23 protein-coding genes are annotated in these 24,018 nt (G+C 65.8%); 14 read left to right on the top strand and 9 right to left on the bottom strand.

What is annotated here, in order from left to right; genetic code table 11:
* Positions 1 to 119: 119 nt before the first annotated feature.
* From metK to hisS, 6 genes are all read right to left on the bottom strand, one after another.
* A complete protein-coding gene (gene metK / locus GRI48_RS07525; protein WP_160673502.1) occupies positions 120 to 1,385 on the bottom strand; it encodes a methionine adenosyltransferase in 1,266 nt (421 codons plus the stop codon).
* A gap of 40 nt (positions 1,386 to 1,425) precedes the next feature.
* Positions 1,426 to 3,009, bottom strand: a complete 1,584-nt coding sequence (gene lnt, locus GRI48_RS07530) for an apolipoprotein N-acyltransferase (RefSeq protein ID WP_160673505.1) — start codon at positions 3,007 to 3,009, stop codon at positions 1,426 to 1,428.
* Between the two features lie 30 nt (positions 3,010 to 3,039).
* Entirely contained in the window at positions 3,040 to 3,741 is a 702-nt protein-coding gene (locus GRI48_RS07535) for a DUF4167 domain-containing protein (RefSeq protein ID WP_160673508.1), read from the bottom strand.
* A gap of 185 nt (positions 3,742 to 3,926) precedes the next feature.
* The gene (gene prmC, locus GRI48_RS07540) at positions 3,927 to 4,781 is read right to left on the bottom strand and encodes a peptide chain release factor N(5)-glutamine methyltransferase (protein ID WP_160673511.1); all 855 of its coding nucleotides are present in this window, start codon (positions 4,779 to 4,781) and stop codon (positions 3,927 to 3,929) included.
* The gene (gene prfA, locus GRI48_RS07545) at positions 4,778 to 5,845 is read right to left on the bottom strand and encodes a peptide chain release factor 1 (protein ID WP_160673514.1); all 1,068 of its coding nucleotides are present in this window, start codon (positions 5,843 to 5,845) and stop codon (positions 4,778 to 4,780) included. The genes prmC and prfA overlap by 4 nt, the downstream gene beginning before the upstream one ends.
* The gene (hisS, locus tag GRI48_RS07550; RefSeq protein ID WP_160673517.1) at positions 5,842 to 7,071 is read right to left on the bottom strand and encodes a histidine--tRNA ligase; all 1,230 of its coding nucleotides are present in this window, start codon (positions 7,069 to 7,071) and stop codon (positions 5,842 to 5,844) included. Before hisS ends, prfA begins: the two co-directional genes overlap by 4 nt.
* A 107-nt stretch (positions 7,072 to 7,178) precedes the next feature.
* Between hisS and GRI48_RS07555 the strand changes: the two genes are divergently transcribed.
* Positions 7,179 to 9,134 carry a M61 family metallopeptidase gene (locus GRI48_RS07555; protein ID WP_160673519.1) on the top strand — a complete coding sequence of 652 codons (1,956 nt, stop codon included), beginning with the start codon at positions 7,179 to 7,181 and terminating at the stop codon, positions 9,132 to 9,134.
* Between the two features lie 126 nt (positions 9,135 to 9,260).
* Complete coding sequence (gene ppa, locus GRI48_RS07560; RefSeq protein ID WP_160673522.1) at positions 9,261 to 9,788, top strand: inorganic diphosphatase; 528 nt, start codon at positions 9,261 to 9,263, stop codon at positions 9,786 to 9,788.
* Between the two features lie 3 nt (positions 9,789 to 9,791).
* Here ppa and GRI48_RS07565 read toward each other — a convergent pair whose 3' ends face one another.
* From GRI48_RS07565 to GRI48_RS07575, 3 genes are read right to left on the bottom strand one after another with little or no spacing between them, the layout of a single operon-like run.
* Complete coding sequence (locus GRI48_RS07565) at positions 9,792 to 11,180, bottom strand: mechanosensitive ion channel domain-containing protein (RefSeq protein ID WP_419956958.1); 1,389 nt, start codon at positions 11,178 to 11,180, stop codon at positions 9,792 to 9,794.
* A 26-nt stretch (positions 11,181 to 11,206) separates the two neighbouring features.
* Positions 11,207 to 12,556 carry a TldD/PmbA family protein gene (locus tag GRI48_RS07570; RefSeq protein ID WP_160673525.1) on the bottom strand — a complete coding sequence of 450 codons (1,350 nt, stop codon included), beginning with the start codon at positions 12,554 to 12,556 and terminating at the stop codon, positions 11,207 to 11,209.
* Positions 12,557 to 12,611: 55 nt separating this feature from the next.
* A complete protein-coding gene (locus GRI48_RS07575) occupies positions 12,612 to 12,983 on the bottom strand; it encodes a hypothetical protein (RefSeq protein ID WP_160673530.1) in 372 nt (123 codons plus the stop codon).
* A gap of 203 nt (positions 12,984 to 13,186) precedes the next feature.
* On the opposite strand from GRI48_RS07575, the gene lptB reads away from it, so the two are divergent.
* From lptB to GRI48_RS07635, 12 genes are all read left to right on the top strand, one after another.
* A complete protein-coding gene (gene lptB, locus GRI48_RS07580) occupies positions 13,187 to 13,954 on the top strand; it encodes an LPS export ABC transporter ATP-binding protein (protein WP_237451877.1) in 768 nt (255 codons plus the stop codon).
* 26 nt (positions 13,955 to 13,980) lie between these two features.
* Positions 13,981 to 15,426: an RNA polymerase factor sigma-54 gene (rpoN, locus tag GRI48_RS07585; RefSeq protein WP_160673536.1), complete on the top strand. Its 1,446-nt coding sequence runs from the start codon at positions 13,981 to 13,983 to the stop codon at positions 15,424 to 15,426.
* Between the two features lie 180 nt (positions 15,427 to 15,606).
* Entirely contained in the window at positions 15,607 to 16,302 is a 696-nt protein-coding gene (gene ctrA / locus GRI48_RS07590) for a response regulator transcription factor CtrA (protein ID WP_160673539.1), read from the top strand.
* Between the two features lie 156 nt (positions 16,303 to 16,458).
* Positions 16,459 to 16,887 carry a GNAT family N-acetyltransferase gene (locus GRI48_RS07595; protein WP_160673542.1) on the top strand — a complete coding sequence of 143 codons (429 nt, stop codon included), beginning with the start codon at positions 16,459 to 16,461 and terminating at the stop codon, positions 16,885 to 16,887.
* 136 nt (positions 16,888 to 17,023) lie between these two features.
* Positions 17,024 to 17,788, top strand: coding sequence for a sulfite exporter TauE/SafE family protein (locus tag GRI48_RS07600; protein WP_160673545.1), 765 nt, complete (start codon positions 17,024 to 17,026; stop codon positions 17,786 to 17,788).
* Between the two features lie 57 nt (positions 17,789 to 17,845).
* On the top strand, positions 17,846 to 18,547 hold the full coding sequence (gene trmB, locus GRI48_RS07605) for a tRNA (guanine(46)-N(7))-methyltransferase TrmB (RefSeq protein WP_160673548.1): 702 nt from the start codon (positions 17,846 to 17,848) through the stop codon (positions 18,545 to 18,547).
* A 63-nt stretch (positions 18,548 to 18,610) separates the two neighbouring features.
* Entirely contained in the window at positions 18,611 to 19,981 is a 1,371-nt protein-coding gene (locus tag GRI48_RS07610; protein ID WP_160673551.1) for an NAD-dependent succinate-semialdehyde dehydrogenase, read from the top strand.
* Positions 19,982 to 20,023: 42 nt separating this feature from the next.
* The gene (gene xth, locus GRI48_RS07615; protein ID WP_160673554.1) at positions 20,024 to 20,818 is read left to right on the top strand and encodes an exodeoxyribonuclease III; all 795 of its coding nucleotides are present in this window, start codon (positions 20,024 to 20,026) and stop codon (positions 20,816 to 20,818) included.
* 35 nt (positions 20,819 to 20,853) lie between these two features.
* A complete protein-coding gene (ribA, locus tag GRI48_RS07620; RefSeq protein ID WP_337190788.1) occupies positions 20,854 to 21,891 on the top strand; it encodes a GTP cyclohydrolase II in 1,038 nt (345 codons plus the stop codon).
* Between the two features lie 292 nt (positions 21,892 to 22,183).
* Positions 22,184 to 22,489: a hypothetical protein gene (locus tag GRI48_RS07625; protein ID WP_160673557.1), complete on the top strand. Its 306-nt coding sequence runs from the start codon at positions 22,184 to 22,186 to the stop codon at positions 22,487 to 22,489.
* 107 nt (positions 22,490 to 22,596) lie between these two features.
* Complete coding sequence (locus tag GRI48_RS07630; RefSeq protein ID WP_160673560.1) at positions 22,597 to 22,803, top strand: hypothetical protein; 207 nt, start codon at positions 22,597 to 22,599, stop codon at positions 22,801 to 22,803.
* Positions 22,804 to 22,830: 27 nt separating this feature from the next.
* Positions 22,831 to 24,018, top strand: a complete 1,188-nt coding sequence (locus GRI48_RS07635) for an acyl-CoA dehydrogenase family protein (RefSeq protein ID WP_237451762.1) — start codon at positions 22,831 to 22,833, stop codon at positions 24,016 to 24,018.

Raw genomic sequence — 24,018 nt, forward strand, 5'->3', positions numbered from 1 at the left:
GATTTTCAAAGCGACCCCCCCGGGAATTCAGTCAACAGTGGACGAGCTTAATGCCCTGCCGCAGTTACGCCAGCAAAAATTTCACGTGCATTTCCTGCTGACGCCGAGTGCCTCCCGCTTCAGCCGATCGCAGCCTTCAACTCGTCGACCAGATCGGTGCGTTCCCACGGGAACAGCTCGCCTTCGGCCTGCCGACCGAAGTGGCCATAGGCCGCGCTCTGGCGGTAGATCGGCTTGTTGAGCCCGAGATGGGTGCGGATGCCGCGCGGGGTCAGGCCGCGCAGCGCCCCAATCGAGCCGATCGCCTTTTCCAGGCCCTCGTCGGTCACGCCCTCGGCAGCGGTGCCGTGGGTGTCGACGTATAGCGAAAGCGGCTTCGACACGCCGATCGCATAGGCGAGTTGGATGGTGCAGCGCTTGGCGAGGCCGGCTGCGACGATGTTCTTTGCCAGATAGCGCGCGATATAGGCCGCGCTGCGGTCGACCTTGGTCGGGTCCTTGCCGCTGAACGCGCCGCCGCCATGCGGAGCCGCGCCGCCATAGGTATCGACGATGATCTTGCGCCCGGTCAGGCCGGCGTCGCCATCCGGCCCACCGATCTCGAACGCGCCGGTCGGGTTGATATGCCATTCGGTCCGCTCGGAGAGCCACCCGTCGGGCAGGATCTCCGTCACGACACCCTTCACGTAGTCGCGCAATTCCGCGTATTTCGCAGGATCGGCGTATTCCCCGGTTTCGCAATAGCCGCGCTTGTGCTGCGTCGAGACGACGATCGCCGTCGCTTCGACCGGCTTGCCATCCTCAAACCGCAGGGTGACCTGGCTCTTCGCATCGGGTTCGAGGAAGGGCGCGGCCCCACTCTTGCGGTCGGCAGCAAGGCGCGCGAGGATCTTGTGACTGTAATCGAGCGTCGCGGGCATGAGGTCGGGCGTCTCGTCGCAGGCGAAGCCGAACATGATGCCCTGGTCGCCCGCGCCTTCGTCCTTGTTCGAGCCTTCGCTCCCGGCATCGACGCCCTGCGCGATATGCATGCTCTGGCCGTGCAAATGGTTTTCGAAGGTCAGGGTCTGCCAGTGAAACCCGTCCTGCTCGTAACCGATTTCGCGCACGGTGCGGCGGACGGCCTTTTCGATCTCTTCCTTGGCACCCGGTGCCCAGCCCCCGTTTTCGGCCCACTCCGGCTTGTCCGCATCATACATCGGCGCACAGCGGATTTCGCCCGACAGGATCACCCGCTGGGTGGTCGTCATGGTCTCGCAGGCGACGCGCGATTCGGGATCCTTGGCCAGCATCAGGTCGACGATCGCGTCGGAAATCTGGTCCGAGACCTTGTCGGGATGACCTTCGGAGACACTTTCGGAGGTGAAGAGATAATCGCTACGCATGGGGCCCCATATAAAGAAAGCTTTATGTGTTGATCCCGGCCTAGCTGCTGCGCCTGCGCATGGCAACCAGCGAAGCGGCGATCAGCAGCAGAGCCCAGCCGAGCGGCAGGATGTTCCCGGCACGCGCGAACAGTGTCGGTGCGACAGCGGGCGGGATGATCCCGTCGATCCGCTTCGCCTCGTGCCGGCCGATGTGCTGGCGGACCACGCCGCGTGCGTCGATGACGGCGCTGATACCGGTCGTGGTCGAGCGCAGCACCGGCAGCCCTTCCTCGATCGCGCGGAGCCGCGCCTGCGCCAGGTGTTGCGGCGGCCCCCAGGATCCGAACCAGCCGTCGTTGGAAGGATTGAAGATGTAGTCCGGGCGATCGTCACCATCGACGACCTGGCCCGAGAAGATGATCTCGTAGCAGATCTGTACACCGGCCCTACCCCATTCGCCCAGTTCGAGCGTCTGCGGTCCGGGCCCGGGGAGGAAATCGATCGTGCCGGCCACGAGCCGCGTGGCGCCGAGCGGTTCGAGCAGCCAGCGCAGCGCCAGATATTCGCCATAGGGGACGAGGTGCGCCTTGGCATAACTGCCGACGATGGCGCCCTGCGGGGTCAGCGCGGTCACCGAGTTGCGGGCGCCCACGGCACGATCCACTCCGTCGACTTCCTCGATCTCCAGATCGACAGCGCCGGTCAGCAGCAGGCTGCCCTCGCCGATCACCTTCCCGATCCGCCAGCGGGCGAAGCGCGGATCGCCGCCCGCGGTCATCTGGTCGTAGTAGCGCTGGGGATAGCCATCCTCCAGGTAATCGGGCACGCCGCTTTCCGGCCACAGCACGAGACGTGTGCTGCCCGGCCGGCTCGGCACGCTGAGCTGCGCGATGCGGGCGAACTGCTCCTCGTACTTGGTCGGGTCATCGAGCTCTTGCTGCCGCAGGTCCGGCTGGACCAGCGTGTAGGCAAGCGTGCCTTCGCGCTGCGCCGGACCGGGCGCATACATGCCCGCAACGAGTACCAGCGCGAGGATGCCGAGCGGGAGCCAGCGCCTGGCCAGCCCGAAAGCCAGCAAGCCGGTGGCAGCCAGCACGACCAGACCGGATAGCGCGTAGGTCCCGGTCCACGGCAGCACCATCGCGATCCCCGGGCGCGCGGAGTCGCCGAGAAAGGCGAGCGCCAGCGGCCCCCAGGCATAGCCCGTGAAAACCCAGCTCTTGAGCCATTCGCCCACGATCCAGCATCCCGCCAGCGCCACGCCCGTCCATGCGATCGACAAGCGGTGCCGCGTGAGCAGGAAGGCACCAAGCGTTGCGAGCCCCGGATAGACCGCGAGGTAGAGCGCGAGCAGCGGTACGGCGAGCCAGCCTAGCCAGGCCGGCATTGCAGCCTGGAAGGTGAAGGCGGTGGCGATCCAGAAATTGCCGACGGTGTAATGCCCGAGGCCGAAGAACCAGCCGGTGGCGAAGGCGCGCTTCGGGCCATTGGCATGGATGGTCAGCCAGACCAGCAGGGCCATGCCGATCAGCGATAGCGGCCAAAGACCGACAGGGGTGAATCCGCAGGCGGCAATGCCTCCGCCGAGCAGCGCTGCAAGCCGCGGATGACGCAGCAGCAGGTCGCGCAAACGAGCGGTCATCGGGCCTGGTCGCAACCCCGTGGGGACCGGTCAGCCGGCCGCGCTGGCTTCGCTGTCTTCGCTTACCCTGCGACGACGGCGCGGCGGCGCAGCCTCTTCGTCACCGGCACCGATCGACGGCGGAAGGACGCTCACGTCGATTTCCGCGCGCTTGCCGTTGGCGGCAGGCTTTTCGGCGCGCGGCTTGCGCGGCGAACGCGCACGCTTCTGGCGCGGCTGTTCATCGGTATCGTCGTCGTCGTCGGCGTCGTCGCCGTCATCCGAATCCGACATGTCTTCGCCGTCGTTCTCGTCTTCGTCGCGGCGCGAACGGCGGCGCTTCTGGCGTCCGTTGTCCTGATTGTCGTCGTCGCGATCGCGGCGACCACGCGCCTGCTGGCGTCGGTTGTCGTTGCCGTCGTCCTCGTCCTGATCGTCGTCGTCGTCCGAATTGTCGCCGCGTTCCTGCTGGCGCTTGGTCCGCTGTTCGTCCTGGCGCGACTTGTTGTCGGAAATGACGCGGAAATAGTGATCGGCGAACTGCAGGTAGTATTCCGCCTGCACCCGGTCGCCATTGTGCTGGGCGTCCTGCGCCAGCTTCTTGTACTTGTCGAGCAGCTGCGGGGCATTGCCCCGTGCGCGACTGTCGATCCGGTTGGCCTGGTTGCCTCCGCCCTGGTTGCGATTTCCGCGGCCGCGACGGCGGTTATTGTTGTTGTTGCGATTGTTATTCAAAGGGAATGTATTCCTCATCCGGGACCGGCATCCGCACCCCTGCTGGTGCATGGCCGATCACATGATCCCTTGCCGCGGGGCACATGCCAAGCCGCGGACGCTCCTTATGCGCAGCAAAACTGGGGGTCAGACCCAAAATTCCTGCAGATTCCGGAGCTGGCCCCAGGGAATACTGCGTTTCCAGCGGGGGCCTGACCTGTGATTTAGACGTTGGGCCCGTCCTTGCCAACCCCTCTTGTGAGAATAGCCGCCCGGTCGCGACCGGCGAGATCTTGCCGAACCGCGCATTCCAGCCCGCCGACCCTGGCGATTTGGGCGATCGCTGCCGCCTGCCGATGACCGATCTCGAAGATCGCGGTGCCGCCCGGAGCCAGCAATCCGCTGACCTGCGGGACCAGGTGGAGATAGTCGTCGAGACCCTCGGGGCCGGCGAACAGCGCGCCCGCTGGCTCGAACAGGCGAACATCGGGGTCGAGCGCTGCATCCGCCTCGACATAAGGCGGGTTGCACAACACCAGGTCGAACCGGCCCAGGTCTTCGCTCCAGCCGTCCTGCAGCCAGTCAAGCAGGAAGAAACGGGCGCGACCCTCTATGCCCAGCGCATCGGCATTGCCATGCGCTACGGCGAGCGCGGCGGGCGAGCGATCGGTGCCGACGCCCGTCCAGCCGGGCCGGTTGGCGAGGAAGGCGAGCAGCAGTGCGCCCGAACCCGTGCCCAGGTCCAGCACCCGGCCCGTGTCGCCTGCCATATCCAGTGCGGCTTCGACGATCGTCTCGCTGTCGCCACGCGGGATCAGCGTGTCCGGCGTGACAGCGAGGTCGAGGCCGTAGAATTCCTGCCGCCCGACGATATGTGCGACGGGCTCGTGCAGGGCGCGGCGATCGACCAGCGCGGCAAAGCTTTCGGGCATCGGGTCGCGCATGTGCTTCAGCAGCATGTCCGAGCGGGACATGCCGAGCGCATGAGCCATCAGGATCTCGGCATCGAGCCGCGCCGTGTCACTGGTCGCGGAAAGGCGTTCCGCCGCCTCGCGCAGCGCCTCGGCGACCGTTCTCATTCCTCCAGCGCCGCGAGCCGCTTGGCCTCGTCCTCGGCGATCAGCGCGTCGATCACTTCGCCAAGTCCCGGCCCGGCGATGATCTGCGGCAGCTTCTGCAAGGTGAGGCCGATCCGGTGGTCGGTCACGCGGCCCTGCGGGAAATTGTAAGTGCGGATGCGTTCCGACCGGTCGCCCGATCCGACCATCGCCTTGCGCGCCTCCGCTTCCGCGCCCTGCGCCTCGTCGCGCGTCTTCTCGTAGAGCCGCGCGCGCAGGACCTGCATCGCCTTTTCGCGGTTCTTGTGCTGGCTGCGCCCGTCCTGGCAGGTGACGACGATGCCGCTCGGCTCGTGGGTGATGCGGATCGCGCTGTCGGTGGTGTTGACGTGCTGGCCGCCGGCCCCGCTCGCGCGGTAGGTGTCGATCTTGAGGTCGCCCGGGTCGATCTGGATATCGACCTCGTCCGGCTCGGGCAGCACCGCCACGGTCGCGGCGCTGGTATGAATGCGCCCGCCGCTCTCGGTCTCCGGCACGCGCTGGACGCGGTGGACCCCGCTTTCGAACTTCAGCTTGGCGAACACTCCGTTGCCGGTGACATTGGCGACGATTTCCTTGAACCCGCCCACTTCGGAGGTGCTGATGCTGACCGGTTCGACCTTCCAGCCGTTCTCCGCCGCGTAGCGTTCGTACATGCGGTAGAGGTCGCCCGCGAACAGCGCGGCCTCGTCCCCGCCAGTCCCGGCGCGGATTTCCAGCATTGCGGGCCTCGCATCGGCGCTGTCACGCGGGAGCATGGCGACGGCAAGCTCGCGCTCGGCCTCGGGCAGGCGCTCGCGCAAGCTGGCGAGCTCTTCCTCGGCCATGGCCTTCATTTCCGGATCGCCGAGCATTTCCTCGAGGTCCGCGATCTCGGCGCGGGCGACCCTGATCTCGTTAGCGAGCTTCGCGACCGGCTCGAGCTCGGCATAGTCGCGGCTCGCCTGCACGAAGGCATCGCCTTCGAGCTGGCCGGACGCCATCCGCGCCTCGAGTTCGGCGAAGCGATGGCTGATCTGGTCGAGGCGTTCGGCGGGTATGGTCACGCGATGAGCGATTCTATCTCGTCTTGACGGGCACCGCGCACGCGCACCTCGTCCGCACCCGCGAATGATACGATCGAGCCCGCGCCCATCTTCTGCGCCTTGTCGAACCGCTTGCGCGGGCTTCCGCTCGCCATCAACTCGCCGCTGAACCCGGCCGCGCGCAGTTTTCCGAGCGCAGCAATCGCCTCGGCAGTCATGGCATCGTCCTCGACGACCACGATCACGTCGGCGACCTGCTCTCCGCGATCCCCCACCAGCATCGCCAGCCGCTCGATCCCGGCGGCCCAGCCGACCGCAGGCGTCGGTGCGCCGCCGAGACTTTCCATCAGGCCATCATAGCGCCCACCGCCGAGGATGGTGCTCTTGCTACCGAGCTTGCCGGCGGCATCGCTGCCCTCGTCAGGAATGAATTCGAAGGCGGTGTGGCGATAGTAATCCAGCCCGCGCACGAGGCTTTCCGCGCGGGTCCACTTCACCCCGGCGGCATCCAGCCCGCTGGTCACCGCGTCGAAAAAGCCGCGCGCCTCGTCCGAAAGGTAGGCGTCGATCTTGGGTGCATCGGCGACGAAGCGCTGGTCGCGGCGGTCCTTGGAATCAAGGATGCGCAGCGGGTTCTTCTCCAGCCGCTCCTGCGAATCCTCGCTCAATTCGTCCTTCACCGCGCGGAAGTGCTCGACGAGCGCAGCGCGCCATGCCTCGCGGCTGTCGCCATCGCCGAGCGTGTTGAGGTGCAGCGTGACACCCTCGATGCCCAGTTCGCGGATCACCTGTTCGGCCATCGCCAGCAATTCGACATCGGCCTGCGGCTCGGGTGCGCCGATGATCTCGGCGTCGATCTGGTGAAACTGGCGATAGCGGCCCTTCTGCGGACGCTCGTAGCGGAACAGCGGCCCGTGCGTCGCGACCTTGAGCGGGGCGTGCTGCTGCCAGCCGTTGGAGAGATAGGCGCGCGCGATGCCGGCAGTGAATTCCGGACGCAGCGTCAGCGAATCGCCGCCGCGATCCTCGAAGGAATACATCTCCTTCGACACCACGTCGGTCGTCTCGCCAATCGCGCGGCTGAACACCTCTGTCTTCTCGAACACCGGCATTTCGACGCGGCGGAAGCGATAGAGCTTGCGCACCCGTTCGAACGTCTCGACGACGAAGGCGAAGGCGTCCGCATCAGCCCCGAAGATGTCCTGCGTGCCCCTGATCGCCTGCGGTGTATTGCCGGTCTTGCTCATGATTTTCCTTCGTTCCGGGCGCGCCCTAGCGCCTCCGGCGGACCCGGAAAAGCCGTTCGTCGAAGACAAGCTTGCGTTCATCGGTCCGCCTGCACATAGCGCGCGCCATGAATCCCCACTCGAAGAAGCGGCCCTTCGCCGCCAGCGTCGCCCTCCTCCTTGCAACCGCTCTCGCCGCCCCGGCCATGGCGCAGGACGTCAACCGCTCCTCGCCACAGGTCGTGCCCGAGGAAGCGAGCAATCTGCCGCCCACGTTGGATGCGCCCTATCCCGGCGGTACGATGCAACTGGAAGTCGATGCGAGCGACACCCGCACCCGCGCCTTCCGCATCAAGCAGACCATCCCCGTCGCCGCCGGCACGAGCGAGTTGACGCTGGTCTATCCCAAATGGCTGCCGGGCAACCACTCGGCCACCGGCAAGATTTCTGAACTGGGCGGCATCCGCTTCCTGGTCGACGGCAAGCCGGTGAGCTGGGCCCGCGACCCGGTCGAAGTGCACGCCTTCCATCTGGACCTGCCCGCAGGCGCGAGCGAGGTGGTCGCCGAAATGGTCTTCACCTCGGCGCTCGAATCGAGCGACGGGCGCATCATGATGACCGATGCGCTGCTCAACATGCAGTTCGAGAAGGTCAGCCTCTACCCGGCCGGCCACTACGTGCGCCGCATCAAGGTCGAGCCGAGCCTCAAGCTGCCGCAGGGCTGGACCGCGGCGAGCGCCATGGACGGCCAGAGCCAGTCGGGCCAGTGGGTCCGCTGGGCAGAAACCGATTACGAGACGCTGGTCGATTCGCCGGTGTTCGCTGGCGAGCATCACAAGAGCTTTGATCTCGGCCACAATGTCGATCTCGAACTGTTCGGCGACAACGCCAAGGACATCGAGACCAAGCCCGAGCAGATCGCCGCGCACCGCAAGCTGGTGAACGAAGCGCTGGCCGCATTCGGCGCGTTCCATTTCGACCACTACGACTTCCTGCTCGCCGCGAGCGACGAGATCGGCGGGATCGGGCTGGAGCACCACCGTTCGAGCGAGAACCAGCTGGCCGCCAATGCCTTCACCGACTGGGAAGGCCAGGAGTTCGATCGCGACCTGCTGCCGCACGAAATGTCGCACAGCTGGGTCGGCAAGTTCCGCCGCCCGGAAAAGCTCTGGACCCCCGACTACCACCGCCCCATGCAGGACAATTTGCTGTGGGTCTACGAAGGGCAGGACATGTTCTGGGGCCTCGTGCTGGCGGCACGTTCGGGCCTGCAGTCGCCCGAGATCGTGCGCGGCGCGCTCGCCAATTACGCCGGCATCTTCACCGCCCAGCCGGGCCGCGAGTTCCGTTCGGTCGAGGACACCACTTTCGAACCGATCATGTCGGGCCGCAAGTCGCGCCCCTTCCCCTCGCTGCTGCGCAACGAGGACTATTACATCGAGGGCGCGCTGGTGTGGCTCGAGGCCGACCAGATCATCCGCAAGGGGACCAGCGGCCGCAAGGGCCTCGACGATTTCGCCAAGGCGTTCTTCGGCATCAAGCCGGGCGACTGGGGCGTGGTGACCTTCGATTTCGACGAGGTGGTGAGCACGCTGAACGGCGTCTACGCCTACGACTGGGCGAACTTCCTCGACACGCGGTTCCGCCAGCCGAACCAGCCGGCGCCGCTCAAGGGCTTCGAAATGGCTGGTTACACGCTCGCCTGGACCGAGGAGGAGAACCCCTATCTCAAGCAGGCCTACGCCGGCAGCGGCTCGGTCAACCTGTTCTATTCGCTCGGCATCAACGTAAACAAGAGCGGCAAGGTCACCTCGACCCTGTGGGAAGGTCCGGCATTCAAGGCGGGCCTCGTCAACGGCGCGGAGATCGTCGCGGTCAACGGCAAGGCGTTCTCGGCCGACCGGATCAAGGAAGTCGTCTCTGCGACCAAGGATGGCGGCAAGGTCGAACTGATCGTGAAGCGTGGCGACGAGTTCGAAACGATCGCGATCCCCTACACCGGCGGGCTGCGCTATCCGCAGCTGGTAAAGACCGCCAAGGGCGAGGCCGGGCTCGACCGCCTGCTCGCTCCGCGCACCAAGTAGGCCGCTGGGATCGGGCCTAGCCAAGCCCGCATCCAGCGCATAAAGGCTTCCTCCAACGAGCACCGGGGCACGTATTCCGGCGCCGTGGGGAGGGATGCACCGTCATCCAACCAGGAAAAGCGATCCATGCGCATCGACAAGATTCCGACCGGGACCAACCCGCCCGAAGACCTCAACGTGATCATCGAGGTTCCGACCGGCGGGGAGCCGGTTAAGTACGAATTCGACAAGGAATCGGGCGCGCTGTTCGTCGACCGTATCCTTCACACCCCCATGCGCTACCCGGCGAACTACGGCTTCGTGCCGCATACGCTCTCGCCCGACGGCGACCCGCTCGACGCGCTGGTGATCGCCCGCTCGCCCTTCATCGCCGGATGCGTGGTGCGCGCGCGCCCGATCGGCGTGCTCAACCTGGAAGACGAGCATGGCGGCGACGAGAAGCTGATCTGCGTGCCGATCGACACGACCTTTCCCTATTACTCGGACGTGGCCGAAACCAAGGACCTGCCGAGCATCATCTTCCAGCAGATCGAGCACTTCTTCACCCACTACAAGGATCTCGAAGCCGAGAAATGGGTGCGGGTCGGCCAGTGGGGCAATGCGCAGGAGGCCAAGCGCATCACGATGGAAGCGATCGAGCGCTACAAGGCCTGAAGATCACTCCACCGGGCGGCGCGAATCGAGCAGGTCCTTCTCCTGCCCCTCGTCCGCGGTGGAGCGCTCCGCCTCGACCATCCTGGCCACTTCGTCGTCGGGCCGCACGTCTTCGGAATGGCTCGCCGAAGAGGCGGACGCAGCAGCAGCCATCGCCTTGCGATCGGCGGCAGACGGGCCCGGCGTCCGGCGGCCGCTCTCGGTGATGTTCTCGAACGGCAGGGGCGTCGTGCGCTCGTCAAAGCGCAAGCGGTAGATCGGCTCGGGCAGAGCGAAACCTGCATGTTCCAGTGCCGACTTGGCCGCCGCGATGGCGAGGCTGCGGGCGCGATACCAGTCGGCTTCGCGCTGGTCGATCCAGGCGAGGAACTGCAGCACGACGTTCGAATCGCCGACCTGCATGATGCGGACTTCTGGCGGCGGATCGTCGAGTACGAAACTCAGCGACGAGAGCGTTTCGCGCCCGAGCTTGCGCGCCGCGTTCGGATCGTCGTCGGCATCGATACCAAGTTCGAAGTCGAACCGCCGTTGCGGGTTGCGTGTGTAATTGAGGATGACCGCGCGGAAGACCTGGCCATTGGGAATGCGCAAGTGGTTGCCGTCGAGCGTCATCAGTACGGTCGCGCGGCTGGTGAGGCGGATAACCCGCCCTTCGCGATCGTCGATGATAACGTGATCGTTCGGGCGGAACGGCTGGCGCAGCGACAGCATCAGCGAAGCGACGTAGTTCTCGACCGTGTCACGCATCGCGAAGCCGAGCGCCAGGCCGATGACCCCCGCGCCGCCCAGCACCGCACCCATCAATGCTCCGGCACCGATCATGTCGAGCGCGATTACGATTCCGCCGGTCACGAACACGAAGCGGATCGCGCTCGCGATCAATTCGGCGAGGAAGCTGTTCGGCGCGATCCGGTGCCACAGGGCGGTCAATCCGGCGATCGCATAACCGATCGCGGCAATCGCCAGTGCGACGAGGACGGCCACGCCGATCAGCGGCAACATGGCGGCAAAGCCTGCCAGCTTGTCCTTGAGCGAGCCGATCCCTCCCACGTTCTCGCCCAGCGAAAGGTCGCGCTCGAGCCCGTTTTCGACCGTCACGACCCCGCTCACCCGCGAAGCGATGTTCTCGGCGCGGTCGATGTCCTCGCTCGATGGAACCTTGCCCGACAGCGAGACCACGCCCTGCTGGACAGAGACGCGGACGTTCTTGAACGCCGGCAATTCGCCGTAGATTCCGGCCAACCGCCCGGAAATGCGCTCGTCCGCCCCGTCGTCCTGCGCGGCATCGATGGCCTGGCTGACATTGTCCGCGGGTTGCGGTGCGGTCTCCTCGGCCACGGGCAAGGCCGCGAAGGCCGGCGCGGCGAGCAGCTGCGCGAAGGCCAGCAACAGCGCGATCGAAAATTTCGCCAGAACGCTTATTCGCCGTCTCCCGCAACCGTCATGCCGTCGATCCTCAAGGTAGGAACGTTGATTGCGCGATGGGTTTCCGGATCGTTTGCCGGAGTCATTCGCGCGAACATGTCGAGCAGATTGCCCGCGATCGTGAATTCGGCGACCGCTTCCGCGATTGCGCCGTTGCGAATGCGGAAGCCCGCCGCACCCCGGCTGAAGTCGCCGGTCACCCCGTTAACCCCCTGTCCGAAGGCATGGGTCACCAGCACGCCGTCCTCGATCTCGGCGATCATCGACTCGCGCGAGATCGTGCCAGGCGCCATGTCGACGTTGGACACGCTGGTCCCGCCCGCGCCTTTCCCGGCGTGACCGGTCAGCGGCAGGCCGAGTTGCAGCGCCGCGGCACGGTTGGTCATCCAGCCGAACATCCGGCCATCGACGATCAGGTCGCGCCGCTGCGTTGCCACCCCCTCGCCATCGAACGGACGCGAGCGAAGGCCGCGGGGTTTGTGCGGATCCTCGACGATCCGGATCGCCGGATCCATCAGCTCATCCTGCTCGTGACCGAGCAGGAAAGTGGCTTTTCGGGCCGCCGCCACTCCGCACATCGAGCCGACGAGATAGTTCACCAGCGAGGCGCTGATCCGCCGGTCGAAAACCACCGGCATGACCCGGCTCGGCAGCTTGGCGGGGTTCAGCCGGGCGACGGCGCGCTCGCCGGCCAACCTGCCGACCTCGTCGGGCGGCGGCAGATCTTCCAGATGCCGCGCCACGCGCTGCGCGCTGTCGCGCTGCATCGCGCCGCCTTCGCCCGCGATGACGCCGCAATAGAGCGCGTGCGTCGTCGCGCCGTAGCCGCCCGAAAAGCCTTCGCTGGTCGCCAGCGAGACCAGCGCACGGGTCGCACTGGCAGCCGATGCCTCGCTGTTGGCGACGCCCGCTACGGCGCGCGCCGCATCCTCGGCAGCCAGCGCACGGTCCCTGAGAAGTTCGGGCGATGGCTCGTGCGGGTCGACGAGGTCGAGTGCGGAGGCGTCACGCGATCCGCCAGCCAGGTCTGCGCTGTCGACCAGCCCGCTGTAAGGATCTTCTGGCGCCAGCCGCGCCATCGCCACCGCCCGCTCGGCCATTTCGGCGAACGCCTGGGCAGTGAAATCGCTGGTTCGCACCGATGCCGATCGCTGCCCGACGAAGACGCGCAGCGCGATCTCCTCGCCCTCGGAGCGTTCGACGTCCTCGATTTTGCCGAGCCGCACCGTGACCGCTTCGGAACTCCCGGCCGCGGCCGTGGCCTCCGCAGCGTCCGCACCGGCACGGCGCGCGGCGTCGAGCGCCTGGGCGCAGCGATCCTGTGCTGTCTGGGCATCAATCATGGGTCTGCTCTGCCGAGCGGTTCGGCACAGCGCAAGTGCGGGGGCGGCCGGGAAGTCAGCCGATCGAGGTCAGCAATTTGAAGAGCGCCGTCAACGCCAGCGGCAGCCCGATGGCGAGCAACCAGAGGAGAATGCGGTCCCGGCGGTAGGCGGCCGCAAGCGATCGGTCGTGCGCCTGCTCCTCGCTCAGCGTCTGCCAGCGTCTCTCGAACCAGCGGCATGCGGGAATGATCATCGCGACCAGCACCACGAGCGCCAGGTAGGGCAGGATGCTGCTGCTACCGTCCTTCATCGCGTCGACCGTCACGAAAATCTGCAGGCCTGTATAGACCAGCAACGCATAGGCGATGTTGTCGCTCATGCCCTTGCGCCAGTCGACCGTTGTCTCGGTCGTTGCCGGCGCGCCTTCTTCGAGCGTTTCGCTCATCGACTGCATCCCCGAATTTCCTCTCCGCAGCAGAGTATTCCAGCTTACGATAGTTCGCGCAAGCTGCCGCGAAGGGAAGTCCGGGGCCGCGGCCCGCCCCGTGCCATGCACGAAGCCTGCCATTTTTCCCGCCGCGGGGCTTTTCTGCGCCTGCGCCCATGCTAAGGCAGGACACGATGACCACGCTCGAGGATACCGCCGCGATGGACGAAGCGCAGCTGGAAGAAGGCGCCGCGCCGCCGATTCCGCAAGGCGGCCTGGAAGTCATCTCGATCGCGAAGAGCTACGACAAGCGGGCGGTGCTGACCGACATCTCGCTGACCGTCGGCAAGGGCGAGGTGCTCGGCCTCCTCGGCCCCAACGGCGCGGGCAAGACCACCTGTTTCTATTCGATCATGGGCCTCGTGAGGCCCGATGCCGGTCGCATCCTGATGGACGGCGAGGACGTGACCAAGCTGCCGATGTATCGCCGCGCGATCCTGGGCCTCGGCTACCTGCCGCAGGAAACCAGCATCTTCCGCGGCATGACCGTCGAGCAGAACATCGCCTGCGTCCTCGAGATGGTCGAACCCGACGCAGAGACGCGTTCCGCCGAACTCGAACGCCTGCTCGACGAATTCGGCCTCACCCGTTTGCGCACCAGCCCGGCGATGGCGCTTTCGGGCGGTGAACGGCGCCGCTGCGAAATCGCCCGGGCGCTGGCGGCCAAGCCTTCTATCATGCTGCTCGACGAACCCTTCGCGGGGATCGACCCGCTTTCGATCAGCGACATCCGCGACCTGGTTAAGGACTTGAAGACGCGCGGCATCGGCGTGCTCATTACCGATCACAACGTGCGCGAAACGCTCGAAATCGTCGATCGCGCCTGCATCATCTACGGCGGCGAAGTGCTGTTCGCAGGGACGCCGGAAGCGCTGGTCGCCGACGAGAATGTCCGCCGCCTGTACCTGGGCGAAAGCTTCAGCCTGTGACACGGCACCACGGCTGGAGCTGAACCATGGCGCTGGGTCCTCGGTTAGACCTCCGGCAAACCCAGTCGCTGGTAATGACGCCGCAGTTGCAGCAGGCGATCCGCCTGCTCGCGGCCTCCAATCTCGAGATTGAGAGCTTCATCGCCGAGGCGCTCGACGACAATCCGCTGCTCGAGATGGGCGAGGTCAGCCGCGAAGCCGGCGAGGGCGACGTTTCCCCAGCCGAGGAACACGACTCGGGTCCGGGCGACGGCGACCAGGCACTCGACATCGACCCCGCAGCGCTCGACCGCGACCGGGAGACGGGCGACGGCGAATGGGGTTCGGCCGCCAGCCTCGGCGGATCGGGCGACGACCTGCCCGGCATCGACGAGCATGGCGGCGACGAGCCGACGCTGGCCGAACACCTGCTCGACCAGGTCGGCGCTGTAGCGGGCGACGCGCGCGAAGAATTCGTCGCGCGCTTCCTGATCGGCCTGCTCGACGAAGCCGGCTATCTCACCGCCGACCTGCGCAGCGTCGCGGCCGAGCTGGGGATCGCGCTGGCGGAAGCGGAACGCGCGCTCGAGGTCGTCCAGTCGCTCGACCCGACCGGCGTCGGCGCGCGGACGCTCGGCGAATGCCTGGCGCTGCAGGCAAAGGAGGCCGACCGCTACGACCCGTGCATGGCGCGGCTGATCGACAATCTCGACCTCGTCGCGCGCGGCGAACTCTCGCGCCTCAAGCGCATGTGCGATGTCGACGACGAGGATTTCGCCGAGATGCTCGCCGAATTGCGCAGCTACGATCCCAAGCCCGGCTGTCGCCACGGCGGCGCGACCGAGCGCGCTGTGGTGCCCGACGTCCTGCTCGCCCCCGGCAAGGACCAGGGCTGGGACATCCGCCTCAACGAGGAGACCTTGCCCCGGCTCGTCGTCAATCGCGAATACGCCGTCGAACTTCGCGACGGGTCGAGCGACAAGGCCACCCGGAGCTGGTTGCGTGAAAAGCTGGCGGACGCGAACTGGCTGATCAAAGCGCTCGACCAGCGGCAGAAGACGATACTCAAGGTCGCCGCGCAGATCGTGAAGAAGCAGGAAGGGTTCTTCCGGAGCGGGGTGTCGGAACTCAGGCCGCTGACCTTGCGCGAGGTCGCCGACGAGATCGACATGCACGAATCCACGGTCAGCCGGGTGACCAGCAACAAGTACCTGCATTGCGCGCGCGGAACCTTCGAACTGAAGTATTTCTTCACCAGCGGGGTCGGCAGCGCCGACGGCGAAGGCGCCTCGAGCGAGGCGGTGAAAGCGCGCATCAGGGCGCTGTGCGACGCGGAGGATCCCAGGAAGATCCTGAGCGACGACAAGCTGGTCGAACTGCTGAAGCAGGAAGGGTTCGACATCGCCCGGCGCACGGTCGCCAAGTACCGCGAGGCGATGGGCATCGGCAGCTCCGTCCAGCGTCGGCGACAGAAGAAACTGGCCGGACTCTAGCGTTTCCGAGCCTGTGGATAGGCTGTGGAAAAGTGTTGCAGAAAAGTCTCGGCGCTATTTCCGCGTTCCCTTTTACCACGCGTTAACCTTTTCCGTTCAGACCTTGTGTGGTTAACAAGCGGCAACACCTCTTTCGGGAGAGTTACCGCGAGAGGTTTGGGGCAAACAGGGGGCAAACCCATGCGCGTACTGTTGATCGAAGACGAGCCGACGACCGCGAAAGCGATCGAGCTCATGCTGACTACCGAGGGCTTCAACGTCTATTCGACCGACCTGGGCGAAGAGGGTTTGGACCTGGGCAAGCTGTATGATTACGACATCATTCTGCTCGACCTGAATCTGCCCGACATGCACGGGTACGACGTGCTCAAGAAGCTGCGCGTCGCCAAGGTGCAGACGCCCGTACTCATCCTGTCGGGCATCTCGGAAATGGATTCCAAGATCCGCTCCTTCGGCTTCGGCGCCGACGATTACGTCACCAAGCCATTCCACCGCGACGAACTGATCGCCCGCATCCACGCCGTCGTGCGCCGTTCGAAGGGCCACAGCCAGTCGATCATCCGCACCGGCAAGCTCGCCGTGAACCTCGATGCCAAGACCGTCGAAGTCGACGGCGCGCGGGTCCACCTGACCGGCAAGGAATACGCGATGCTGGAGCTGCTTTCGCTCCGCAAGGGCACCACGCTGACCAAGGAAATGTTCCTCAACCACCTCTACGGCGGCATGGACGAGCCAGAACTCAAGATCATCGACGTCTTCATCTGCAAGCTGCGCAAGAAACTGAGCCATGCGTGCGGCGGCGAGAATTACATCGAGACCGTCTGGGGCCGCGGCTACGTCCTGCGCGACCCGGACGAGCAGGCCGAGGCTGCCTGACGCGCCGATATTTCGGAATTCCCGGATGGGAATGGGGGATGCGCCCGGGGCCTCGTGCTCCGGGCGCTTTTCGCTTCTCGACCCGTTACCGTGAGGTGTACTCTTAGCCTGATGACTTTGACGACTCGCGTCGCTCGCCCTGAAGATGTGCCCGCCATGGTCGAAATGGCCGAGGCACGCAGACGCCAGTATCAAACCTACCAGCCTGTGTTTTGGGCGAAGGCGGAACAATCCGCCGGGATGAGCCAGATGTGGTTCACTCACCTTGTCGGGCTTAAAGATGCCGATGTCCTGGCGCTGGAAGAGGACGGCGAAATTGCCGGGGTCGCGATCATCGAGCGGATTCCAGTTCCGCCGGTCTACAAGGGCAAATCAGCCATCAAGCTCGATGACTTTTACATCAGGGATCAGTCGCGTTGGGACGAGCTCGGCCATGCCTTGCTGGAAGGAGTCCGCGCGCTCGCGAAAGAGCGCGAATGGGACATGCTGATCGTGGTTAGCGCACAATTGGACGAAGCGCGGAATGACTTTCTGGAACGCGAGGGGCTGAGCGTGGCTTCGGTCTGGTACAATCAGCCGCTATAAGACGGACAGGCAACTTGCCCGGGGCCTCGTGCTCCGGGCGCTTTTCTTTGTTGCCTGATAGGCGAATGATTATCGCCGGGTATTCTGCCGCGAAGTAAATCCGTGCCCGGAAGCCTTCTTCGGGAATCACGCGGTCATGGAACTGTTCGGCGTCAATTTTTCGGACATCCTCCCCTTCATCGCCATCGGCTTTGCCGCCCAGCTCGTCGACGGTGCGCTCGGCATGGCGTTCGGGGTGATCACCAGCACGTTGATGGTCGGCCTGCTGGGCGTGCCGCCCGCCGTCGCCTCGCAGCGGGTCCATGTGGTCGAGTGCTTCACCACCGCGACCAGCGGCATCAGCCATCTGATCCATCGCAACATCGACAAGCGATTGTTCTTCCGCCTGCTCATCCCCGGCGTGATCGGCGGGGTGACCGGCGCCTATTTGCTGGCCTCGATCGATGCCAGCGTCGTCAAGCCGTTCGTGCTGATCTACCTCGCGGGCATCGGCATCTATCTGCTGGTGCGGGGCCTTCTCTATCCGCCGACTTTGCGCGAGGCGAAGCACGTCGCCCCGCTCGGCCTGCTCGGCGGTTTTCTCGACGCGGCTGGCGGCGGCGGCTGGGGCCCGGTCGTGACGTCCAACCTGCTCATCCAGGGCGCCGATCCGCGCAAGGTCGTCGGCACGGTCAATTCGGTCGAATTCTTCCTGACGCTCGCGATCTCGGCGAGCTTCATCTACCATCTCGGCATCGCCGACCTTGCCGGTGCTACACTCGGTCTGTTGATCGGCGGCGTGGTGGCGGCCCCCTTCGGTGCGGTGGCGGCGAAATATCTCAAGCCCAAGGTGGTTCTGATCATGGTCGGAATCGTGCTGACGATCACCAGCGCCTACGGCATCTACAGCGCCTGGTTCTGACCGGCTGATCCCGGAGGTGGCTTGAGGCTGCCGGGAATTCCTGTAAGCGGCGCGCCCATGTCAGCATTCAAGGAAGGCGATCCGACCACGCTCAACCGGCTCTACGGACGCAGCCAGGGCAAGCCCCTGCGCGCGCGTCAGCAGGGGCTGGTCGACAAGCTGCTTCCGCAGATCTCGGTTCCGTCCGAAGGACCTGTGACGAGCGAAGCGCTGTTCGGACACGACAGGCCGCTCCATTTCGAGATCGGCTTCGGCGGCGGCGAACATCTCGCCGCGCGCGCCGACATGCTGCCGGACCATGGCTTCATCGGGGCCGAGCCCTTCATCAACGGCGTTGCGCAGGCGCTGACCCACATCGAGGACCAGCGCCTCGCCAATGTCCGCCTGCACATGGGCGATGCGCTGGAAGTTCTCTCGCGCGTGCCCGACGGGGCACTGACGATGCTCTATCTGCTGCATCCCGACCCCTGGCCAAAGAACAAGCACGCCAAGCGGCGGATGATGAACGACGGGCCGGTGCAGATGTTCGCCGACAAGCTCAAGCCGGGCGGCGAGTTCCGCTTCGGGACCGATCATGCCATCTATCTGCGCCACGCGCTGATGGTCATGCGGCGTTTCACCGACGCGTTCGAGTGGATCGTCGAGGGGCCGTCGAGCTGGCAGAACCGCCCCGGCGGCTGGCCCGAAACACGCTACGAGCACAAGGCGCGCACCGTCTACGACCACGAAGTATGGTATTTCCGCTTCCGGCGACGCTGACCGGCAGGAACGCGAAGCCGCGGGCATCCGTTAGGAATAAAACCCCGACACGGAGCCTTTCCCTTGATTACCACGACCAACCCCGCGACCGGCGAGACGATCGCCGAATACGAAACGCTCGACCGCAACGGCATCGACGCGAAGCTGGAAACTGCGACCCGCGCCTATCGCGACTGGCGCACGCGCGATGTCGGGCGTCGAACGGACGTTCTGCAGAAATTGTCCGAGCTGTTCGGCCGCCACGAAGACGAGCTGGCCAAGCTGGCGACCACGGAAATGGGGAAGCCGATCAAGCAGGCGCGGGCCGAAGTGCAGAAATGCGCCAGCCTGTTCGCCTATCTCGCCAGCGACGGGCCCGCGATGCTCGAAAGCGAGTGGTGGGAGCTGGGCGATGGCGGCAAGGCGGAAGGGCGCTGGTTGCCGCAAGGCCCGGTTCTGGCGGTGATGCCGTGGAACTTCCCGTACTGGCAGGTCGTGCGGTTCCTCGGACCGACGATCCTTGCCGGCAATGTCGGGGTGCTCAAGCACGCCAGCCTCGTTCAGGGGGTTGCCGCGAAGCTGGAGGAACTGACGCTGGAAGCAGACGCGCCCGAGGGCGTGTTCCAGAACCTGTGCGTCTCGTCCAAGCCGATTGGCGACGTGATCGCCGACACCCGCATCGTCGCCGCCACCCTGACCGGCAGCGAGGGCGCCGGTCGCGCCGTTGCCGAGCAGGCTGGCAGGAACCTCAAGAAGGTCGTCCTCGAACTGGGCGGATCGGACCCGTTCATCGTCATGCCGTCCGCCGACATGGACCAGGCAGTCAAGGACGCGGTCACCGCACGCATCCAGAACAACGGCCAGTCTTGCATCTGCGGCAAGCGCACGATCGTCCACGCCGATGTGTACGACGACTTCGCCGATCGGTTCGTCTCGGCGCTCAAGGACATCGAGCCGACCGACCCGATGGACGAGGATTGCGAGCTCGGACCGCTTTCGAGCGAGGGACAGCGCGACACCGTGCTGGATCAGGTCGCCAAGGCGAAGGACGAAGGCTGCACCCTGCTGTTCGGCGGCGAGAAGCTCGACCGCGACGGCGCGTGGATGACCGCGGGTCTCCTGACCGACGTCGAGCTGGGTAGCGAGACCGGCACGGACGAGATCTTCGGGCCCGTCGGCCAGCTCTACAAGGCGAAGGACAAGGACCATGCGCTGACCATCGCCAACGCGATCCCTTTCGGTCTTGGCTCGGCAGTCTGGACCAACGACGATGGCGAGCGCGAGTTCTTCGCCAACGGCATCGAGGCGGGCATGACGACCTTCAACGCGGTCAACGGCTCCAAAATCGAAGCGCCGTTCGGCGGGATCAAGAATTCCGGGTACGGGCGCGAATTGTCGCACCACGGCCTGCACGAATTCATGAACCTGAAGACGCTGGTCTATCCGGCAGACTGAGCCAGCTTGCCGATGACCATGCGCGCCTCTAGGGGTCGCCGCATGGTTTCTATCGCTACCTGGAACATCAATTCCGTCCGCCTGCGGATGCCGATCGTCGAGCGCTTTGTCACCGAACACGCGCCCGATGTCCTGTGCCTGCAGGAGATCAAGTGCCAGGAGCACCAGTTCCCGCACGAGGCATTCGAGAAGCTGGGCTACACGCATCGCGCGGTGCATGGCCAGAAGGGCTATCACGGCGTTGCGACCGTCAGCAAAGTGCCGCTGCGCGAATTCTCCCGCCACGACTGGCAGGCCAACGGAGAGGCGCGCCATGTCGGCGTCGAATTGCTCGGCGAGGGCAAGGGCATGATCCTCGAGAACGTCTACGTTCCGGCGGGCGGTGACGAGCCCGATCGCGAAGTGAACGCGAAGTTCGGCCAGAAACTGGACTTTCTCGAGCGCATGGCGCGCTGGGCGGACGCGATCGATCGGCCGACCATGATCGTCGGCGACTTCAACATCGCCCCGCTCGAAAGCGATGTCTGGAACCACAAGGCTTTGCTGAAGGTCGTCAGCCACACGCCGGTAGAGGTCGAGAGCCTGCAGCGCTTCATGGACGCCCACGGCTGGTCGGACATCGGCCGCGAACAGATCGCCGCGCCGGAGCGCTACTACAGCTGGTGGAGCTATCGCGCGAAGGACTGGAAGGCGAACGATCGCGGTCGCCGGCTCGACCACATGTGGGCCAGCCCGGAAGTCGCCCGCGAAGTCACCGCGCACACCGTGCACGAGGAAGCGCGGGACTGGGAAAAGCCGTCGGACCACGTGCCGATCATCACCGAGGTCGCGCTCTGAGCACACCGTCGCCTTCTCGCCGCGCGGCGCAGGCCGTGGACGCGCTACGCCACGGCTGGCCGCTGGCGATGGAGCGCGAGGGCGGCGATCCGCTGATTTTTCTGCCGGCGGAAACCGCGATCGCGGCTGGCGCGACGGCACGGAAAATGCTGCTCGGCGCGGCCCGGGCCGAAACGCTCAAGCTCGCCAACCAGCGCGAGGCCGCGGTGCCCCACGCACCGGTCGTGGTCCATGCAGCGGTCCCGTTCGACCTCGCAACCGCACGGGCGGTCGCCGACCCTGCGCAGGACCTGCGCAACCCGCTGAAAGGCCCGTTCCGCGCCGAGGATTTCGACTGGCGCGACGAGGCCGAGGCGGCACTTGAGCTGGCGCGGATCGCCGGCGTGCTGCCTGCCTTCATGGTCGATGCGACGGACGCGGGCGAACCGGTAGCGGTCGCCGCCGCCGACCTGCGCGCCTACGCCGCGGCCCCCGCCCTGCGCATCGCGACCCGCGCGCGCCTGCCGGTTTCCGCGAGTGCCGATGCCGAGATCGTCGCCTATCGCAGCGCCGACGACCTGCGCGAACACGTCGCGCTGGTGCTCGGCAATCCCGACGGCGACCAGCCCCCGCTGGTGCGCCTGCATTCCGAGTGCCTGACCGGTGACGTGCTCGGCAGCCTGAAGTGCGATTGCGGCCCGCAACTCGATGCCAGCCTCGCCGCGATGGCGAACGAGGCGAGAGCCGGTCGCTGGGGCGTTCTGCTCTATCTGCGGCAGGAAGGGCGCGGCATCGGCCTCGTCAACAAGCTGCGAGCCTATTCGCTGCAGGACCAGGGTTTCGACACGGTGGATGCGAACACCCGGCTCGGCCTCCCCGACGAAGCACGCGATTTTCCGGTCGCGGCGCGGATGCTCGACCTGCTCGGCGTGCGCGCGGTGCGGCTGATGACGAACAACCTGCGCAAGGTCGTCGCGCTAGAGAACGCGGGCGTGACCGTGGTCGAGCGGGTGCCGCACGAATTGCCGCGCAACCCGCATAACGAGCGCTATCTCGCGACCAAGCGCGATCGCTCGGGCCACCTGCTCAAATAGAGAGAAAGGTTCGCTCAGCCCGCGTGGGCGAGCAGCGCCGCGACCGGGATCGCGAGGATGGCCAGCGCACAGATCGCTCCTGCAAAAAGCAGCGAGGGCCGTGCCGGCACGCGATCATTTGGCTTTGACATGACGCCGCTATAACCTTTGATGGTTAACAAGCCGTCAACGCTATCGCGCCCCACCGCGAATGCGGCGGCGAGGCAATTGTGGCAATTGCGCGGCGGCGCCCTCGACGCTATCTGCTTTCGCGACAGCCGCAAAGCCGCGGCCCAACTTTCGGAGTCAACCCATGAACAAGTTTTCCATCGCGGCCGCTGCCGGCCTCGCCCTCTCCCTCGCCGCGTGCGGCAGCGCCGACGACGCCTCGACCGAGGCGGAAGCCGATACGGTAGAAGTACCGGCCAACGACGCGCTGGAAGGCGTTTCGGAAGATGCCGTGGCCGACCCCGCCGCGACCGCGGTCGAAGACGCTACCGCGGAAGCGGAAGCTGCCGCTGCCGAGCAGACCGCCAGTGCGGAAGCCGCCGGCGATGCCGCAGCCGATGTCGCTGCCCAGGTCGAAGCGGCCGCCGCAGCCGAAGACGAAACGCAGTAAGTTTCGCTTCCAGACGTTACGGAATGGCGGGTCGTCCTCGGCAAGGGGGCGGCCCGTTTTTCTTTGCGTCTTTCCCTCGCCCCAAGGGCGTGTCTATGGTGTCGACGATGCGCGCGATTCCACCGATCCTCACGCTTGTGCTGGTTGCCTGCACCGGGCCGGCGGACGAACCGGTCGCCGCCGACACGCTGCCGGGCGAAGAGCAGGCGGTGGCAGACGCGCAGGCGATGATCGACGAGCATCCCGAGAGGCTGGAAGGCTCGGAAGCATCGCCCGACGATGAAGGTACGAGGCAGACACCTCCCCGGGACTGACCGACGAGTACAAGCAATGGAGAGAGCATGAGCCAGACCGAGGCGCAGCACGGCATGGATGCCGAGATTTTCGACCAGTTCCTCGACCAGCTCGAACGCTATGTGCGCGAGCGGTTGATCCCGGCCGAAAAGGACGTGATCGCCAACGACGCGATCCCCGACGACATCGTCCAGGAAATGAAGGACATGGGGCTGTTCGGCCTGACGGTGCCGGAAGAATACGGCGGCGCGGGGCTCAACATCACCCAATATGCCAAGGTCGTGAAGACCATGGCCTATGCCGCGCCCGCCTATCGCTCGATCTTCTCGATCAATGTCGGCATGTTCAATTCCGCGATCAAGAACGGCGGCACGGACGCGCAGAAGGCCGAATGGTGGCCGCGCATCGCGGCGGGCGAGATCGCCTGCTTCGGCCTCACCGAGCCGGGCTCGGGCTCCGACAGCGCGGCGATGGCGACGATCGCGAGGCCCGACCCGGACGGCAACGGCTGGGTCCTCAACGGGACCAAGCGCTACATCACCAATGCGCCGCACGCATCGGTCGGGCTGATCATGGCGCGCACGGAAAAGGACGCGCTGCCCAAGAACGCGCACGTCAGCGCCTTCATCGTGCCGATGGATACGCCCGGCGTCACGGTCGGCTCGCCCGATCACAAGATGGGCCAGGCGGGCAGCCACATCGCCGACATCATGCTCGACGACGTGCACGTACCGGGCGATGCGCTGCTCGGCGGGGAAACCGGCAAGGGCTTCCGCTTCGCCATGCAGAGCCTCGACAACGGTCGCATTTCCGTTGGCGCGGCATCGACCGGCTATGCCCGCCGCGCGCTCGATTCCGCGCTGCGCTACGCCAACGAGCGCAAGGCGTTCGGCGAACCGATCGCCAATTTCCAGCTGATCCAGCAGATGCTCGCCGAAAGCTGGACCGAGATCTACGCCGCCGAAAGCATGATGGCCGACGTTACCGCGCGGGTCGATCGCGGCGAGAACACGATCCGTCACGCCGCGGCCTTCAAGGTCTTCGCGTCGGAGATGTGCGGCCGCGTGGTCGACCGGGTCGTGCAGATCTACGGCGGTGCGGGCTATCTCGCCGAATACGATGCCGAACGGTTCTTCCGCGATGCACGCATCTACCGCATCTACGAAGGCACGACGCAGATCCTCCAGCTCCAGATCGCCAAGCACATGCTGCGCGAATGGGCGGGGAGCGTCTGA

The organism is Qipengyuania oceanensis, assembly GCF_009827535.1.
In the GTDB taxonomy this organism is placed as follows: Bacteria; Pseudomonadota; Alphaproteobacteria; order Sphingomonadales; family Sphingomonadaceae; genus Qipengyuania_C; species Qipengyuania_C oceanensis.